The organism is Cycloclasticus sp., assembly GCA_040743155.1.
GTDB lineage: Bacteria > Pseudomonadota > Gammaproteobacteria > Methylococcales > Cycloclasticaceae > Cycloclasticus.
The window spans coordinates 1,243,654-1,261,076 of record JBFLJU010000001.1 but is presented as its reverse complement, the minus strand read 5'-3'; the positions used below and the strand labels follow the sequence as shown (position 1 = coordinate 1,261,076).

Below are 17,423 nucleotides of genomic sequence, written 5' to 3'. Positions count from 1 at the left end.
TTGTTGACTTGTGCTCGGCATGTTTTGGGAAATGATTATTTTAGACGCTGAATAGTCTGAGTTAATTTGCTGATAGCGGCATCGGTATCTTCCTTATATTCTGCAAATTCAAGCCGAAGTTTATGTAAGCCTGTTTGTAAATCTTCAACTGTTTGTTGAGAGGGTAAGCCGAGCACACCGGAAACTTGTTCTGCTATGACAGTTTGTGTGTTTTTTAATTCAGCTAATGATTCAAATAATGTTCTTTGAGTGTCGATATAGTCGTCAGTTTGGCTGATTTCCTTGAAAGCCCCTTCGCCGGCCTTTAACCAGTTGTCACAAAGCTGCTCTGTTGATAATTCAGTGGCTTCACCTTTTAGGGTTTGGAAGCGTTCCATCGCCAACACACTTAACTCGTTATGCAAGCTAGTCATTTTGACGAGGCTTGATTGAACGGTCTCGAAACTTCCTTGTATTTTTAACGGAATATCGCTGAGCGCATGGGCGAATTGATCGCTCAGTGGAATGTCAGCGTTTGCTTTAATGTTATTAATGTCAAAAATTGACTGAAGCCATTCAGGTTGTTCGCTAGATAAAGCATCAAAGCCAAGGGTGTTGGGTAAATCCCAAAATTTAGATAAATCTGGTTCGTTGTCGTTAACACTTTGGACTAATTGCTGATAAAAAAGTCCCTGTTCCCAAACGTTCTTTAAAAGCTCTTTGTATTGCTCAGGCATATTGCCATTAATTAAGGCGTTGAATTGAGCAAAAGCATCGTCGGTTTTAATGGTCATCTGGATCACGCCTAATAAGTGACTAGTAATTTTATTGAAATAGAGGAAAAACGTACAGGTGAATTATTTATTTAATGCATTTGAAAGAAAATGGAATTTGTTGGTGTCATTTTATCGAGCGACCAGTTCTCAACTCCCCAGTTTAAAATATCAGCAGGCTTTGATTCTAAAAGTGCTGTTGGCGGGCTTAAGTTTAAATGTTCTAAAACGTTGATCAGCGTTTCTCTAACGGGCGATAAAGATACATCGCTGGCAAAGGTTTGTTTACTAAGCTTTTCGCCATTAGCGTCGCTAATGACGGGAATATGAGCGTAGTAGGGCGTGTTGAGTTGAAAGAGTTGTTGAAGATAGATTTGTCGGTAGGTGCTGTTAAGTAAGTCATGACCTCTAAGAACTTCGGTAATACCTTGTGTGTGGTCATCTAATACAACAGCGAGATGATATGCATAGACGAAATCTTTACGGAACATGACAAAATCACCTACCTGCTTTTTTAAGTCTTGCTTAGACGTTCCTTGGACAACATCCGTGAGACAAACTGGCTCGTTCGGTAACTTGATTCTTAATGAAGTGGGCTGGTTTGCTTCTAGTGCATGAGTTAAGCAGTAACCGTCATAAATATTATGGCTCTGTCTGTTTGCTAAGTCCTTGCGAGAACATTGGCATGGATAAAGTAACTGTCGTTGTGTTAGCTCATCTAATGCACTTTTATATGCATCGTGCCGTGAACTTTGGTAGAAAACCTGCTCATCCCAGGTGAGCCCGTATTGCTCGAGCGTGTTAAGGATAGTCGTGGAGTACTGTTGTTTGCAGCGAAAAGGGTCTAAGTCATCAATTCGAACGAGCCATTTTCCGGCGTTAGATCGGGCCTGTAAAAAACTGGCGACGGCGGTGTATAAAGAACCAAAATGCAAAGGGCCGGTAGGTGAGGGGGCAAAACGCCCCCGGTAACCTAAATCCGTAACAGCCAAAAGGCGTAAGTGTACTTAAAAGGGGTTAAACTTTTTGTTTTTCTCTTATTTCGTCAAGAGATTTACAATCGATGCATTGTGTAGCCGTTGGACGCGCTTCTAGACGTTTAATCGCAATTTCTATACCGCAAGTTTCACAAAAGCCATAGTCGCCAGAGCTCAGCATACTGATGGACTCATCAATTTTCTTGATTAACTTTCGTTCACGATCGCGTGTGCGTAACTCAAGGCTGAAATCAGCTTCTTGACTCGCTCTATCGGTTGGATCTGGAAAGTTAGACGCTTCATCTTGCATGTGGTGAACCGTACGATCCACGTCGCCCATCAAACCATTTTTCCACTGCAGAAGAATAGATTTAAAATGCTCAATTTGAGCTGGACCCATGTGCTCCTCACCTTTTTTTGCTTTGTAAGGTTTGAATTCAAGGTGACTTGCGTCTAAGTTTTTGTTGTTTGCTGTAGCCATTATTTTATTTGTTACCAATGGTTAAAAATTTGAGCGCGAATAAATATCAGATATTGAATGATTTTGCAATATTTTTTGTTAATTAGATTGCTCGTGCGCTACATTGTCTTACATTAAAATATAGACCTTATTAATGGTTTCTACAAAGGTTTTTTGATGAATATTGGAAAAGTTTCAAAGCGCGTTGAAAATGTTTTACCGTTTTATGTGATGGACCTGATGGCTAAAGCTAAGGCGCTTGAAGAATCAGGGCGGGACATTGTGCATATGGAGGTCGGAGAGCCTGATTTCCCGACGCCAAGGCCCATTATAGAGGCTGCACAACGTTTCTTAGAGCTTGGTAATGTGCGCTACACAGAGGCGCCAGGGTTGCTTGTCTTGCGTGAAAAGATTGCTGACTACTATTGGCAGGAATATCAAGTTAAAGTGTCGCCAGAACGTATTTTCATAACCCCGGGTGCGTCCGGCGCATTAACTGTCGCGTTAGCCGCATTATTAGATGAAGGTGATGAGGTGCTGACGTGCGACCCGGGTTACCCATGTAATAATAATATAATCACCTTATTTGGTGGGCAGCCGGTACCGGTAGAAATTGGTGAAAGTCATGGCTTTCAGGTGACCGGTCAGGCTATTGCGCAATCATGGACGACATCAACTAAAGGGGTGATGATTGCATCACCGTCCAACCCAACGGGGACCATGATCAGTCGTTCGCAGTTAGAAGGCATTGTTAAAACGATAGAGGAGCGCCAAGGCTTCTTGATTTCTGATGAAATTTATCACGGCCTTGTCTACGAGCAACGAGCAACCTCAGCGTTAGAAGTATCTGATGATGTTTTTGTGTTGAACAGTTTTTCTAAATTCTTTGGCATGACCGGATGGCGGTTAGGCTGGTTGATCGTTCCTGAATATGCGGTGTCTGCGGCTAATCGCTTAATGCAGAATTTGTATATTTCTGCGCCAACGCATTCGCAATATGCTGCTTTAGCAGCTTTTGATCAAACTACTCGAACAATCCTGCACGAACGACGGGATGAATTTAAGTGTCGCAGAGATGTACTTTATGACGGCTTGAAAAAACTGGGTTTTGGTATGGCTGATAAACCGCAAGGAGCTTTTTACATCTATGCGGACTGCCGTGCGTTCACCGACGACAGTTATAACTTTGCATTGGAATTATTGGAAAAAGCTGGCGTGGCAACCACGCCGGGGAAAGATTTCGCAGCTAGTTGCCCCGAGCGATACCTTCGTTTTGCCTATACCACCTCAATGGAACGTATTGAGCAGGGGCTCGCTCGTATGGCCGAGTTTTTAAAGGCTAATGCACGTTAAGTATTTAAAGTTCCGACAAGTTTTTATTCTCATTAATATATAATCCTGCGCATGAAAAAATACTATAAAAGATGGCTGCTACTAGGAACAAGCGCTGTTTTAAGTGCTTGTTCGGTTATCTCTGTGGTAGATACGGCCGTCGATGTTGCTCTTTTACCTGTAAAAGCAGGTGTTGCTATCGCAGGCGCGGTTATACCGGATGGCGATGACTAGCTCTTTCGTACGGTCAGTTTTCTTTCCCAAGCGAGCGATGTTTTAACAATCAGGTTTAGATCATCAAATTGTGGTTTCCATCCGATGCTATCGCGTATTTTTTCAGCAACAGAAATAAGTTCAGGCGGGTCACCTGCACGACGTGGCATTTCTTCAACCGTTATGGGCGTGCCATTTTCTTCGTTAATGGCGTTAATAACTTCCCTTACGCTAAAACCATGACCGTAACCGCAGTTGAGCGTGGTTGATTCGCCATTGGCTCTCAAGTAATCCAAGGCGTTGATATGGGCCGCAGCAAGATCAGACACATGAATATAATCACGAATACCCGTACCGTCGGGGGTGGGGTAGTCGGTGCCAAAAACAAGTAGTTTGTCGCGCTTTCCTGTAGCAACTTCGGCGGCAACTTTAATAAGCAAGGTGGCATTTTTAGTCGATTGGCCAATTTGCCCATCGGGATCGGAACCGGCAACATTAAAATAGCGCAAAATTACGTGGCTTAAATCTGTTGCTTTCGATACATCGCGAATCATCTGCTCGCTCATTAATTTAGAGCTTCCATATGGGTTAATGGGGGCTTTAGGTGTGTCTTCAGAGGCGAAGCCAGTCTCAAGTTCACCATAAACAGCGGCTGTTGAGCTAAAAATAAGATGTTTCACACCGGCTTCAGAGCAACATTCAAGGAGGTTACGCGTACCGCAGGTATTGTTTTGATAATACTTCAATGGATTTTCTACTGATTCGGGCACGATGGTATGTGCAGCAAAGTGAAGCACGGACTCGACGTTGTGTTCTTTTAAAATACGGCTAACGAGCTCCTTATCGCCGGTATTTCCTTGGATGAATTTACCGTGCAATATTGATGATTCGAATCCAGTTGATAAATCATCCAAAATAATGATATTTTCGTTGCGTTCGCCAAGTAGCTTAACAACGTGGCTGCCAATGTAACCGGCACCACCGGTCACTAAAATAGATGTACTTGTCATAAATGCGTGTCCAATAATTGAATGGTTACGTGTTGGCCTTTGTCGACGGTACTGCTGTTTTGTTCGAGCACAATAAAACAATTGGCTTTAGCCATAGAGCTCAATATATGGGAGCCTTGGCTGCCAGTGGGTTTAACGGTCAGTTTGCCATTAATGTTTTCAGCAAAACCGCGCTGAAACTCCATCCTGCCGGGGTGTTTTATAATGGTTTCGGTAGTAATGGCCTGTAGTGTGATGGCGGGCTGGCTTGTTGAGTAGCCCATCAGTTTTTTTAATGCGGGTAAAACGATGTTATGAAAGGACACCATTACTGAGACGGGGTTGCCGGGCAGACCAAAAAAACTGGCATTATTAATTGAACCAAACACAAATGGTTTACCTGGCTTTATGGCAATCTTCCAAAGGTTAATATGGCCAATCTTTCCGAGCACATCGGTGATGAAGTCTGCTTCGCCGACGGAGACGCCGCCAGTAGTGATAATAACGTCACACTTTTTGGAAGCGGATATAAGGGCTGCTTCAACTGCGTCAGCATTATCTGGAATAACACCCATGTCGATCGGGGTAAGGCCTGACTGCTCGAGTAGGGCGTGTAATGTGTAGCGATTGCTGTCATAAATCTGTCCCAAGTTAGCTTGTGAGCCAATGGGTATAAGTTCGTCTCCGGTGGAGAAGAAACCAACGGTTAGTTGCTTAAAAACAGCCACGTCAGCTATGCCGCAAGAGGCAAGTAAGCCAATGTCGGCCGCGTTTAAATCCCTACCTTTGGTTAATAACGTTTGCCCCTTGCTGGTGTCATCAGCAATGTTTCTGATGTTTTCTTTTGATTGGGGCCATTGATTAATCTGAATGCTTTCGTTGAGACGCGTTACGTTTTCTTGCATGACGACGCAATCACTGTCGTCGGGCACATATGCGCCTGTGAAGATGCGTACGCACTCGCCTCGGTTAATTTTCCCAGTGTAGGGTTTGCCCGCCCAAGATGTGCCAATAAGGTTTAAGGTGTCTTTTTGATGGTCTAAGGAGCGTAATGCATAACCATCCATTGACGAATTTCTGAAGCTGGGTACATTAATATTTGAGGTGACATCTTGGTATGTAACGCGGCGTAGGGCTTTTTTTAGCGGTAAGAGTTCATAATATTGCGGTTGTGGTAAGGCATTTAATATCTGAGCGAGAGCTTGTTTAAGTGGTAATAAACCAGGTGCTGCGCAAGAATCAGTCATTATTGTTTAACCGCTAAAAAATCGTTGATGACAAAGTCGGCCACTTGTTTTGGGTTATTAATATCAAGAACAGGTAGCTGAGTTGGTGGTTTGTTATCGCTGGCTATAGCGATAATAGAACGGTCATTAGGGTGCAGGAAAGGAGCGTTTAATGCCGCTCTATGTAGTTCAATTTTAGGGAAAACCTCCTGCTTGAAGCCTTCAACAATAATCAGATCAACAGGGCTGTTGTGAAAGCAATATAACTGTTCAGCTAAGGTAGGCTCGCCGGAAGTTAGTTCAGTAATAACCGCGCGACGGTGGCTGGACACTAAAACAACTGGGGACGCGCCGGCCTTTCTTAGGCGATAACTATCTTTACCCGGCTGATCAATATCAAAATCGTGATGGCTGTGTTTGACCAAGCCTACTTTAAGGCCGCGCTCACTCAAAATAGGAATGAGGCGGCTTAATAAAGTCGTTTTACCCGTACCGCTGTTCGCGGCAAAGCCAAGAACAGGTGGTGAAGAAAATTCAGGCACAGGTTCTAGTGACGCAAATATTGTTAGAAATGTGCAGCGTTAACCCACATATGAACATAGATACTGGCAATGTAACCAAGTGCAATAACAGGCGTCCATTTAAGGTGAGAAGCAAACGTATATATGCCTCGAGCTTGACCCATTAAAGCTACACCAGCGGCGGAGCCAATAGATAATAAGCTGCCACCAACACCGGCTGTTAATGTGACTAAAAGCCACTGCCCATGACTCATGTCAGGTTGCATCGTTAGTACCGCAAACATCACCGGAATGTTGTCAACGATAGCAGATAACACACCAACAATAACGTTAGCGGTGGTAGGACCAAGTTGACCGTACATGGCTTCAGAAACCATGCCTAAGTAACCCATAAAGCCAAGGCCACCAACGGCCATAATGACGCCGTAGAAGAAGAATAAGGTGTCCCATTCTGCGCCTGCTACTTTAGCAAAAACATCAAATCCTTTTGCGTCCGGGTCATGGCGTTGTGAGGTTTCAATATCCATGCCTTCATCAAAGCGGTCTTCTGGTTGAGTTGATTCTTGGTCTACAGTTCTTTTTAGGTAGTAGCCAAAGAATTTCAAATAGGCTAAGCCAGTCATCATGCCGATGGCGGGAGGTAGGTGTAGGAAGTTGTGGAAACTAACGGCTGTAACAATCGTTAATAGGAATAAAACAACAATAATAATACCGCCGCGTTTCATTTTTAATTCTTCGCCTTCAACTGGATCAGGTGAGCCTGACGGAATGAAGAAATGCATAATCGCAGCCGGTATTACATAGTTGACGACCGACGGTAAGAATAATGCGAAGAATTCAGAGAATTGAACGATGCCTTTTTGCCATACCATCAATGTTGTGATGTCGCCAAATGGACTGAATGCGCCGCCAGCATTGGCGCCAACAACAATAGCGATACAAGAAATAGCAACAAACTTTGGCTCTTTTGTACCAACGGTTAATGCCACAGTACACATGATTAAGGCAGTCGTAAGGTTGTCGGCAATTGGGGAGATAAAGAAGGAAAGAATGCCGAGTAACCAGAATAATGCTTTGTAACTAAACTCTTTTGCAACTAACCAGCCCCTTAACGCATCAAACACACCGCGTTCAATCATCGCGTTAATGTAGGTCATGGCAACTAATAGGAAGAAGAATAGTTCGGCATATTCAAGGAAGTTATGCCGGATCGCAATTTCAGCAGCATGATCAAAGCCATGTTGCTGATAGACGACCGCAATCATTATCCAGATGAGGCCAGCAGCTAACAGCACCGGCTTGGATTTACGCAAATGAAGCTGTTCTTCAAAAATAACCAACGTATAAGCGACAACGAATACGGCAAGTGCTAAATAACCAGCGGTGTGGTCGGTTAAGTCAAGCTGGGGGTGTTCGCCAGTTGTGGCAGAAAAGGCCAATGTCGGCAAAAAGACAAGAAATAAAAGGCTGGTGAAGCGAATTAAGGAATTCATTTGCGTCCCTGTAAGGTTATGTGTGGATAAACAGCTACTGAAGGTTCGATATTATATAGTGACTAACGTGTGAGCAACAAACAGAAAGTTGGGGTCATTGTGATTTCCTTATCTAGATCGTGAGCAAGCCCTAATTGTTATTAGCTATAATTTTATGGAACTAACGTGCACTTGGTGCAGACTATATTAAGATTTAAATAAAAAATCCAGAGGAAATAGAAGATGAGAACAAGCTTAGTAGTACTTTTGTTTGTAAGTAATTATGTGTTTGCGCACGGTAATATCGATAATAAGCATGGAGCTTGCACATTGAAGTTAGCTGAAGGCCGAGGTATTCACCTAACAGCTTATCAAGCTTCAACGCATAAAGGCGAGGTGTTTTGCCAAAGCGCACCAGATTTAGTTGAAACAACGATTGTTCTAGATTTTATGGAAGAAGATTCGAAGGGCTTTCCATTTTCTTTTTCAATAGGATACATGGATGGGGAAAGTCTTGAACCACTAGCTGCGTTACCACTTAAATTGTACCCTCAAGGCTCAATGCTATTGAATTTTATGCCAAGGCAAAAGGGAAAGTATCATGGCAAGGTCATGTTTTTGAATAAAGACGGGCATGATACGACAAGGGAGTTTGATTTTTATGTGGGTGAGCTTGGTCCGAATAGTAGGGAACCTTCAAGCACTCAACAAGTTATCAAGTGGCTGCTGATAGCGTTATTGATTTTAAGTGGGCTCTATATTTGGTATGTGAAAAAAGTGAATAAAGAGCAAGACCAATGACTGTAATTAGGCTGGTATTTTTTCTAAGATCGATTCAAATTTTGATCTAAATCATTTTAATATTAAGGAGCAAATGCTGATGTTTAAAGAATATTAGTGTGAAATTTTACAAGGTTATTATTTTAGTAAGCCTATACCTTCTGATAAATTTAAAGAACTTTTGATTAGTCTTTAAAGGGGCTGGCTTTCCGGTGGCTGGGTAATGTAGTTGGTGAGTTAATGCCCGTATTTTAATTCTTTCTTTTAGTATTGCAAATGATGGGCTATCACTGAAATTAAAGTCACTCATTTAGTCTTTTTTAAGATTAATCCGTGCTCCTATTGATTTATAGAAAGGGGAAAGGTTATTATATTATAACAACTGTTAGGTAGATTGGTTGTGCTCCTCACTAGCGAGGCTTAGGGCCTCGCGTTTTTTGTCAGCCGTATAAGAAAAGATTAGTAGTGTAGGATCAGAATAGGGTGCATATAAATTAAAGTGGAGAATTCTAATGGCAATAACACAAGAAGATGTTGTAGATGATCAAAAAATAGAAGCTTTTAAGTTTAATTTGAAGCCTATGGCTATTGGGTTTCTTATACTCATAGCTATTATGGGAACAGCGCGTTGGTACCAGCAATGGGCTGCATGGGATTATGGGCTTGATGCCACAGATCCGATGTTTGATAAGTATTGGATGACCGTTTTTTGGGGTGAGCTTATTGCTGAAGTAACGGCGTTTTTTGGCTTTGTTGGTTATTTTTGGGTGACACGCGATAAGCACCTTCGTGACCTAAAACCAAGGGAAGAGCTTAATAGGCTATTAGTTTGGGTAACTATGTTAATGGTTTATGCATTTGCATTTTATTTTGCAGGAAGCTTGTATGCCGAGCAAGATGCTTCTTGGCATCAAACAGTAGTTAGGGACACCAGTTTCACACCGAGCCACATATTCCTTTTTTATATGTGCATGCCTATTTTCATCATTATTGGCTTTAGCTTGTTTTTTTATGCAATCACTCGCTTACCGTATTTTGCTGAAAAGATTTCAATTGCGTTGGTATTAGTGGTTTGTGGCCCATTTATGTTGTTACCAACAGTTGGGTACAACGAATGGGGCCATGCTTTTTGGTTAATGGAAGAATACTTTACGGTGCCTTTACACTGGGGCTTTGTATTTTTCGGTTGGTCAATTATTGCATTAGGTGGTGTGTTAGTTCAGGTAATCAAATACATCATTGATTTGCTACCAAGAGTAGTAAACGAAAAAGGTGAGTTAACATCGTAAGAAGGTTTGAGTTCAGCCCTAATTTTATTTAGTCACTTATAGATAAAATTAGGGTAATTTTTTATAAAAATTACAGAGGTTGAGTTATGGCTTTAGAAGCAAATGAAGCATTACTGTTGAAGGCGGTTAGAACGTCGAATTCAGATGCTGCAAGGATCGCGCGTGGTTTAGATAGGATTGTCGTTGGTATTTTGTTTTTTGCAATTGTTGCAGCGTTCCACATACATTTTATGTTGACAGTGGGTGACTGGGATTTTTGGGTGGACTGGAAAGATAGGATGAACTGGGTGACATTAACACCTATGTTATTGATTGTTATTCCGGCGGCCTTATCTTATCCGCTAATGGAGAAGTTCGGATTACCTATTTCAGGAACATTATGCGGACTGTGTTTAATGGCGGGTGAATGGGCAAGCCGTTATTTTAGCTTTCATTTATGGACATATTTTCCAATGAGCATGATTTGGCCTTCAATCGTGATTCCTGGCTTAATGTTAATGGATTTAGTCTATTTACTTTCAAGAAATTTATTTATAACAGCCATATTTGGTGGTAGTTCAGTTGCGTTTGCGTTTGCACCTGCAAACTGGCCAATTCTTGCACCGTACCATGTGCCTGTTATTCATATGGATCAAGTCGTTAATGTGGCTGATTTGATCGGTTATTCATTTACTCGTACAGCAACACCAGAGTATTTAAGAATGATTGAACGAGGTACGTTGCGTACATTTGGTGGTGAGTCTACGTTGATTTCAACCTTCTTCTCTGCCTTTGTATGCATGGTTCTGTATTACGTTTGGTGGAAAATTGGCGCATGGCTTACAAACCTGGGAAGTGTGCCAAACCGTTTAAAAGGCTTTGTTGGTCTAGACGACGTGGCTGAGGAGAAATAATAAGATGCAAACTGTAAATCTAGTAAGAAAGGCAGTTTTATTATTTGTCTTGATGGCGGTATCAACTGTTCTGTATGCGCATGGTGAGCGTAACCAAGAACCTTTTTTAAGGATGAAAACATTACAGTGGTACGACGTTAAATGGTCTGTAGACAATGGTGCAACCATCAATGTTAATGATGAAATTACCTTAAAAGGGCGGGTGCACTTTTTCTCGCGCTGGCCTCAGTCAATCAATGAACCAGATACGGTGTTTTTAGCAAACGCTACACCAGGTCCGGTTTTTGTAAGAGTGAGTAGTTATCTAAATGAAGTACCTCAGATTCAATCAACGGGTGTTGAACTCGGACGTTTTTATGACTTTGAAGTTGTCTTAAAAGGACGTATTCCGGGACGTCACCACGTTCACCCTATGTTCAATGTCCAATCGGCAGGTGGTTTAATTGGCCCAGGGATATGGGTAACTATTGCAGGTGATGCAGATGACTTCGTCTATTCTATTGAAACCAGAACAGGCCAAACAATCGAAAACTTAGGTACATATGCTACGGGTAACGTATACAAATGGCATTTGATTTGGGTTGCGGTCGCTATTTTTTGGCTAATTTGGTGGATAAGGCGTCCTTTATTGATTGAACGCTATTTGCTTGTTAAAGATGAGCAGTGGTCTAAATTGATAACTGCTACAGATATGAAAGTAGGCGCATCGTTAATTGTCATTATTATTGGGATGTTGATTTTTGCTAACAGTCTTACACGTGAAGCGTATCAATATACAATTCCATTGCAAGGTGGTGTGGCTGAAACAGATCCTTTGCCGGACCTAGGTAAAGGCAAGGTTGTTGTTAAAAACAAAAGAGCTGAATACTACCTACCCGGCAGAACAGTGACTATGGATGTTGAAGTTACAAATAACCATGATTTACCAATAGAGCTTGGTGAGTTTATGACTGCTAACCTTAGGTTTATTAACCAAAATTTACCGGTGGCTGTTGCTGCTGTAGATGAAGGTTACCCAGATGAATTAGTGGCAGATAGTTCGCTTGTAATTAGTGATCTTTCACCCATCATGCCGGGTGAAACTAAAAGAATCCTAATTAATGCGACAGATGTTGCCTGGGAAGTTGAGCGACTCAGTAGTTTGCTTAATGATCCAGATAGTAGTTATGGTGGGCTTTTATTCTTTTATGACAGTAACGGTAAAAGGCTTATTAGTGAGGTATACGGGCAAATCTTACCTACATTTATAGATTAATTTTGTTAAGTAATAAGTTGATAAAAATGTATGGCAGGGCTGTTTTATGCAGCCTTGTCATATTAATTTTCACGCCTAATGTCTTTGCGCACGGTGGTGTAACAATAGACCGTGACCAGTGTGTATTTCGTACTGAAGGACATACTATCCATTTTACGGCCTATCAACCGATAGAGACACAACAAGAAGAGCATTGCAGGCAAATTCCTACAATATCTAAAACATTGATGGTTTTAGACTTTATTGATGAAAGCTTGCGTAATATCCCTATTGAAATTCGCGTTGAAAGAAAAGAAGGGGAACAATTTGTTGATTATATTTCGACAAAAGCTGAGAGGTATACATCAGGGAGTGCAAATCTAGAGCTTATAGGTATTACTGAAGGACAATACCGAGTCTCTGTTGGATTGTTACAACCTGAAAAGCATAACCATCAAGAAAGGCGGCATAAAACGGGCTCCTTTAACTTTTCAGTCAAAGATATAAGTAAACGTGGCGACGTGGGTTTTTTAAATAAGAATGTTTGGGTATTTTACCTTGCTGCCTTTGGGTTATTTGTCTATTTATTGGCAAGAAAGTATAGAGATAAAGCTTAAAAGTTGTTTTAAGGTGGGTTTATTCACCCTTTTTTTACTTTCCATACAGTATTCATACGATTGATTGATCGTTAGCAATGGCTCGTTTGTAGTATCGGCGGATATTCAATAATGTGAGGCATCTCAAAAGCGAAATAGCCGAGTATTGCAGAAACTTATAGAAATCAAACTTCTCGCCCTCATCTATGCAGCAGTCGTTTAGTAAAGACTTCAAACTGCATTATTTATACTTAAGACGTTTAAAGAAAAGATTCTTTGGTTTAGCGCACTTAGCTATCTTCCAAGCAAATTATAATAATAATTTTTTAAAGCTTTATTCAGTTGACTGATTGATTAATCAAATATCTCAACCATACTAAGTATTCAATTATTAAGATCAAGCGTATGGGTATTAGTGAAATTAAATTTTATGATGAGAAGAAAGCCGTTGTAACGAACATCCTTGATGCGGCTGTTAAAACACTTGAGTTTGATCAGAAAAGTTATATAGAAACAAAAAGAAAATTAATGCAAATTATCGAAAAGCCTGGCTACGAAGGTTTAGGCTTGGGTGAGGTTGTGTCAATTTCTAATAAAATGATTGCCAAGGTTGCTGAGCACTCCGGCTACGTCATTGTTGACTCGCCTAAAGGTACGGCAGATGAAACGACTACTACTAGAGATATAAAAAGAAAAGCCCTTGATGAGGGATTAAGGCAAAAAGTGGTGCCGAGTAGTGTCAGTCGAACAAGTGGTGTTGTTAGTGAAGAACCAGAAGACCCAAGTATTAAAGGTAAGGAAAACCTGCTTAAACTAATGAGGTTATTGCCGCCTTTAATCACAAGGAAGGAAATGGAGCTCTATTCGGCGCAAATAAGAAAAGTGCGCCTAGGGCCTCCAACGGGTGCAAGTCCAGCACGTACCACGGGAGATTTTGAAGTGGTTATTTCAGCAGAATTGATTGAGAGTTATTCATTGGAGTTCGACAGTTTAGTAAAGGAACAGCCAAAAGCGTTTATAGAGTCAGTTGAAATGGTTAGCGGCTCAATAAGAAAAGTTGATGTTTCCGATAAACTACGAAAACAACTGTCGAGAACACGTTCTGTTGCAGAGTTCCTAAGTATTAGGGACCTTGTTGATCGTCACATTAAAGATTATACAAAGCCAACTATTGAAAAAAGCAAAAAGGCGAGCTTGTTTTTTTGGCGCAAAGCATAGCGAATTAGCATCCGTCTATTTGAAACCTAGAGAGCTTTGGAAAAGGCTTATACAGACACTAGGAGGTTCTCAAGATCTATCAATTGGCAACTGAAGCGTTTTACAGGTACTTGACCGGCTAGGTCTGTAAATACCAGATGTATGTCTGTAGCTGCCGGTTTTACTCAGAGGGCATTTGTGCTTTTCTTATGGACTACGCTGATGATATTCATAAGTTGATTTATATTAGCAAGGTGAGCGAATTGTTGAGCCGCTTTTTCGAAAAGGCATCAAAAGGCTAAGCTGTTCTTAATTGTTGACCGCGCAAAAAGAAATTGACGTCTTAAGTATTTAAGGGACATTAGAAAACAGAAGGTGCTTATCTAATATTGTTATTAGCTCGTTAATTTCACTTTAGTAAAGAATAACCGAACGGATGCTTTTACCTTGGTGCATGAGGTCAAAGGCACGGTTAATTTCATCAAGCCCCATAGTATAGGTAACCATTTCATCAATTTTTATTTCACCACGCATATATTTTTCAACATATTCGGGTAACTCACTACGGCCTTTAACGCCACCAAAAGCAGTGCCTCGCCATACGCGCCCTGTCACTAACTGAAAAGGACGTGTTGAAATTTCTTGCCCAGCGCCGGCCACACCAACAATAATGGATTCGCCCCAGCCTTTATGGCAACACTCTAAGGCTGACCGCATGGTGTTTACATTGCCAATGCACTCAAACGAATAATCAACGCCGCCATCGGTCATATCAACGAGAACATCTTGAATAGGTGCATCGAAGTTTTTTGGATTAATGCAATCGGTTGCGCCAAGTTGTTTGGCAAATTCAAACTTATCTTCGTTAATATCAACCGCAATAATGCGCTCGGCTTTAGCAATAACCGCGCCTTGAATGGCGCTTAAACCAATACCACCTAAACCAAAAACAGCCACGGTGCTGCCTGCTTCTACTTTTGCTGTATTAAGTACAGCGCCAAGGCCAGTGGTAACACCACAACCAAGTAAGCACACTTTATCTAATGGTGCGGCTTTATTTATTTTAGCTAATGATATTTCGGGCAATACGGTATATTCAGCAAAAGACGATGTGCCCATGTAGTGATAGATAGGCTGGCCATTTTTTGAAAAGCGTGATGTGCCATCGGGCATAAGACCCTTACCTTGCGTGGCGCGAATGGCTTGGCATAAATTGGTTTTACCCGATAAGCAAAATTTACACTTCCCGCACTCAGGTGTGTATAGCGGAATGACATGATCGCCGACTTGTACGGAGGTAACGCCGAGGCCAATCTCTTCAACAACAGCTCCAGCTTCATGGCCTAGAACAGCAGGGAATATGCCTTCAGGGTCATCACCAGAGAGAGTAAAAGCATCGGTATGGCAAACACCTGTTGCAACGTTGCGAATCAGTACTTCGCCTTGTTTTGGGCCGTCTAAATCAATGGTTTCAATGCTAAGAGGTTCGCCAGCTTTCCAGGCGACGGCAGCAATTGTTTTCATTTTGTTTCCTTAATGTATGGGTATCAGTTTTATTGAGTGTCGCCAACGGGGGCGGCAAATGCGTCTGAAATTAGTGCGTCTACATTTGAACCTGTCAGGCTGTTTAAAAATGCGAGTAAGTCTATTTTCTCATGTGCGGTTAAATCAAGGGGCTTTATTAGTGGATCTAAGTCAGCATTCTTAATGCCGCCTTGGTTATAAAAATTGATCACTTCTTCCAGTGTTTTAAACGCGCCATCGTGCATATAGGGCGCGGTTAAGGCAATGTTTCTTAATGTTGGCGTTTTATATTTCCAGCGATCTTTGGGGTTTTCGGTTACTTCATATAAACCAACATCGTTAGGCTTTTTTTCAGAAACCGAATCAAAGAGAGCTGAATCAATTTCAATATATTGCCCGGGGGCAACGAGGATTTTTTGTTTCTTCGGCCGTTGGTGCATGGAGATCTGATAACCATGCCCCGTGTTGTGCAGCTTGTGGTCGGTAAACAAAGCACTATTTTCACCAACATTATGGCAAGCGATGCATTTTGCTTTGCCTTTGAATAGTTGGAAGCCATTTTTTACGGATGCATTAACAGCTGTATCTTTATGCCCAAAGTACCATTGGTCAAACGGGCTATTGGCAGAATTTAAGCTGCGCTGATAGCTGGCAAAAGCCATGCCCAGTGTTTCCATACTAAGTGGTTTATTGAAAGTAGCTTCAAATAGGCCATGATAATCACTGAGTGAGCGAATTTTGCGCAAGACGACAGCGACAGATGGGTTGCCCATTTCATTATGTGCTAATAGTGGGCCCCAAATTTGTTGCTCTAAGTTGTCTTCACGCCCATCATGGAATAGTATTTTAGCGTAAGCAACATTAAAAATAGTTGGGCTATTTCTACGACCTGAGCGGCCCTCTATACCAACGGCTGTTGCCAATTCGTTATGGCTAAAGCCTTGTTCTGGCACATGACACATGGCGCAAGAGAACGTGTTATTGAGTGATAATCGACGATCGAAAAATAATTTTCGACCTAAAACTATTTTCTCTTTGGTGATGGGGTTATTACTTGGAACAGGGGTTGGCGGTAAGCCAAGAGGAGGCTTTTCAATGAAGCGTATTAAATCAGCTTTTTTGCCGACCCGGGTGGTAAGTGCCTTGCTATTGGTCGTATAACTTTTGGTGCTGTAACCTGTTTTATCGTCACCTGCGCCGTGTAAACTTGGCTTGGCGCTCTTATCGTCGGCAAAGCAGCCGAAGGAAACGATAAGAAGTAACAGTAAAAGGCCAGCATTTTTCATAAGCCTTATTCTAACGTGAGTGTTTTCACATCATTAATTAAAATATCGGGGTGTAAAAAGCCAACGCTGTATATTTTTCTAATTTTTTTATGCCTATCAATTAGGTACACACGGAGGGTATGTGAAAAACCACCTGTAGACTCCCCGGCGTCATTATATTTTTGTTGAACGGTCTGGTTGTAACCTTCAAGAATAGGCCGTAATTCTTTTTGAGATGCCGTGGTTAAAAAACGCCAATCGGTTTGTTTTGTTTCTAATGACTTGGCGTAGTTAGCCATCATATCGGGTGTATCGTGTTTTGGGTCAAAGCTTAAGGTAATAAGGCGTAAATCGTTTTTAAGACCTGCTTTGGTTAAGCGTCGTTTAATTTTGTGAAATACAGATGTGGATAAAGGACAGCCGTTTACATCGTTACAGGTTGCGTAAATAAAGCTAAGTAAAACAACTTTGTCGCCCATCAGTTCATCGAGTGTTTGGTGTGAGCCAAGGCTGTCAATGACCTTTCCATTACTTGCTTCGCCATAAATAGGTAATGTATAGCTACCGGCTTTAGGGGCTTCAAATGTTAGTGGACCGTAGCCAGGAGCTAATAAAATAGGTGTTGCTGTGTCCTCACTTGCAAAGCAGTTGAGTGACGTGATTAGGAACAGTAAGAAAGTGATAATTTTCATAAGCGTGGCCG

General features: G+C 41.7%; 18 protein-coding genes. 8 read left to right on the top strand and 10 right to left on the bottom strand.

Going from position 1 to position 17,423, the window contains the following annotated elements:
- Positions 1-35: 35 nt before the first annotated feature.
- The 3 genes from AB1Y31_06045 to dksA form a co-directional block, all read right to left on the bottom strand.
- A complete protein-coding gene (locus AB1Y31_06045; protein MEW4982725.1) occupies positions 36-773 on the bottom strand; it encodes a poly(R)-hydroxyalkanoic acid synthase subunit PhaE in 738 nt (245 codons plus the stop codon).
- Positions 774-844: 71 nt separating this feature from the next.
- Positions 845-1,744 carry a tRNA glutamyl-Q(34) synthetase GluQRS gene (gluQRS, locus tag AB1Y31_06040; protein MEW4982724.1) on the bottom strand — a complete coding sequence of 300 codons (900 nt, stop codon included), beginning with the start codon at positions 1,742-1,744 and terminating at the stop codon, positions 845-847.
- Positions 1,745-1,769: 25 nt separating this feature from the next.
- Entirely contained in the window at positions 1,770-2,210 is a 441-nt protein-coding gene (gene dksA, locus AB1Y31_06035; GenBank protein ID MEW4982723.1) for an RNA polymerase-binding protein DksA, read from the bottom strand.
- A gap of 156 nt (positions 2,211-2,366) precedes the next feature.
- Between dksA and AB1Y31_06030 the strand changes: the two genes are divergently transcribed.
- Positions 2,367-3,542: an aminotransferase class I/II-fold pyridoxal phosphate-dependent enzyme gene (locus AB1Y31_06030; protein MEW4982722.1), complete on the top strand. Its 1,176-nt coding sequence runs from the start codon at positions 2,367-2,369 to the stop codon at positions 3,540-3,542.
- Between the two features lie 51 nt (positions 3,543-3,593).
- A complete protein-coding gene (locus AB1Y31_06025) occupies positions 3,594-3,755 on the top strand; it encodes a hypothetical protein (protein ID MEW4982721.1) in 162 nt (53 codons plus the stop codon).
- Here the strand turns inward: AB1Y31_06025 and galE are convergent.
- The 4 genes from galE to nhaD are packed head-to-tail and all read right to left on the bottom strand — an operon-like array spanning position 3,752 to position 7,963.
- Entirely contained in the window at positions 3,752-4,744 is a 993-nt protein-coding gene (galE, locus tag AB1Y31_06020; GenBank protein ID MEW4982720.1) for a UDP-glucose 4-epimerase GalE, read from the bottom strand. The genes AB1Y31_06025 and galE overlap by 4 nt on opposite strands.
- A complete protein-coding gene (gene glp, locus AB1Y31_06015) occupies positions 4,741-5,970 on the bottom strand; it encodes a gephyrin-like molybdotransferase Glp (GenBank protein ID MEW4982719.1) in 1,230 nt (409 codons plus the stop codon). The genes galE and glp overlap by 4 nt, the downstream gene beginning before the upstream one ends.
- Entirely contained in the window at positions 5,970-6,491 is a 522-nt protein-coding gene (gene mobB, locus AB1Y31_06010; protein ID MEW4982718.1) for a molybdopterin-guanine dinucleotide biosynthesis protein B, read from the bottom strand. Before mobB ends, glp begins: the two co-directional genes overlap by 1 nt.
- A gap of 23 nt (positions 6,492-6,514) precedes the next feature.
- Positions 6,515-7,963, bottom strand: a complete 1,449-nt coding sequence (nhaD, locus tag AB1Y31_06005; GenBank protein ID MEW4982717.1) for a sodium:proton antiporter NhaD — start codon at positions 7,961-7,963, stop codon at positions 6,515-6,517.
- A 222-nt stretch (positions 7,964-8,185) separates the two neighbouring features.
- Between nhaD and AB1Y31_06000 the strand changes: the two genes are divergently transcribed.
- From AB1Y31_06000 to AB1Y31_05975, 6 genes are all read left to right on the top strand, one after another.
- The gene (locus AB1Y31_06000) at positions 8,186-8,743 is read left to right on the top strand and encodes a hypothetical protein (protein ID MEW4982716.1); all 558 of its coding nucleotides are present in this window, start codon (positions 8,186-8,188) and stop codon (positions 8,741-8,743) included.
- 491 nt (positions 8,744-9,234) lie between these two features.
- Positions 9,235-10,011 (top strand): methane monooxygenase/ammonia monooxygenase subunit C, encoded by a 777-nt coding sequence (locus tag AB1Y31_05995; GenBank protein ID MEW4982715.1) that lies wholly within the window; start codon positions 9,235-9,237, stop codon positions 10,009-10,011.
- A gap of 86 nt (positions 10,012-10,097) precedes the next feature.
- A complete protein-coding gene (gene amoA / locus AB1Y31_05990) occupies positions 10,098-10,904 on the top strand; it encodes a bacterial ammonia monooxygenase, subunit AmoA (GenBank protein MEW4982714.1) in 807 nt (268 codons plus the stop codon).
- Between the two features lie 4 nt (positions 10,905-10,908).
- Positions 10,909-12,159 (top strand): bacterial ammonia monooxygenase, subunit AmoB, encoded by a 1,251-nt coding sequence (amoB, locus tag AB1Y31_05985; protein MEW4982713.1) that lies wholly within the window; start codon positions 10,909-10,911, stop codon positions 12,157-12,159.
- A gap of 2 nt (positions 12,160-12,161) precedes the next feature.
- Complete coding sequence (locus tag AB1Y31_05980; protein ID MEW4982712.1) at positions 12,162-12,755, top strand: hypothetical protein; 594 nt, start codon at positions 12,162-12,164, stop codon at positions 12,753-12,755.
- Positions 12,756-13,139: 384 nt separating this feature from the next.
- Positions 13,140-13,952, top strand: a complete 813-nt coding sequence (locus AB1Y31_05975) for a hypothetical protein (GenBank protein ID MEW4982711.1) — start codon at positions 13,140-13,142, stop codon at positions 13,950-13,952.
- Between the two features lie 393 nt (positions 13,953-14,345).
- On the opposite strand, the gene AB1Y31_05970 is transcribed toward AB1Y31_05975, so the two are convergent.
- Genes AB1Y31_05970 through AB1Y31_05960 form a run of 3 tightly spaced genes read right to left on the bottom strand, consistent with a single transcriptional unit; the run spans position 14,346 to position 17,412 of the window.
- Positions 14,346-15,455 (bottom strand): S-(hydroxymethyl)glutathione dehydrogenase/class III alcohol dehydrogenase, encoded by a 1,110-nt coding sequence (locus tag AB1Y31_05970; protein MEW4982710.1) that lies wholly within the window; start codon positions 15,453-15,455, stop codon positions 14,346-14,348.
- Between the two features lie 29 nt (positions 15,456-15,484).
- The gene (locus AB1Y31_05965; GenBank protein MEW4982709.1) at positions 15,485-16,741 is read right to left on the bottom strand and encodes a cytochrome c peroxidase; all 1,257 of its coding nucleotides are present in this window, start codon (positions 16,739-16,741) and stop codon (positions 15,485-15,487) included.
- 5 nt (positions 16,742-16,746) lie between these two features.
- The gene (locus AB1Y31_05960) at positions 16,747-17,412 is read right to left on the bottom strand and encodes an SCO family protein (protein MEW4982708.1); all 666 of its coding nucleotides are present in this window, start codon (positions 17,410-17,412) and stop codon (positions 16,747-16,749) included.
- Between the last annotated feature and the right edge of the window lie 11 nt (positions 17,413-17,423).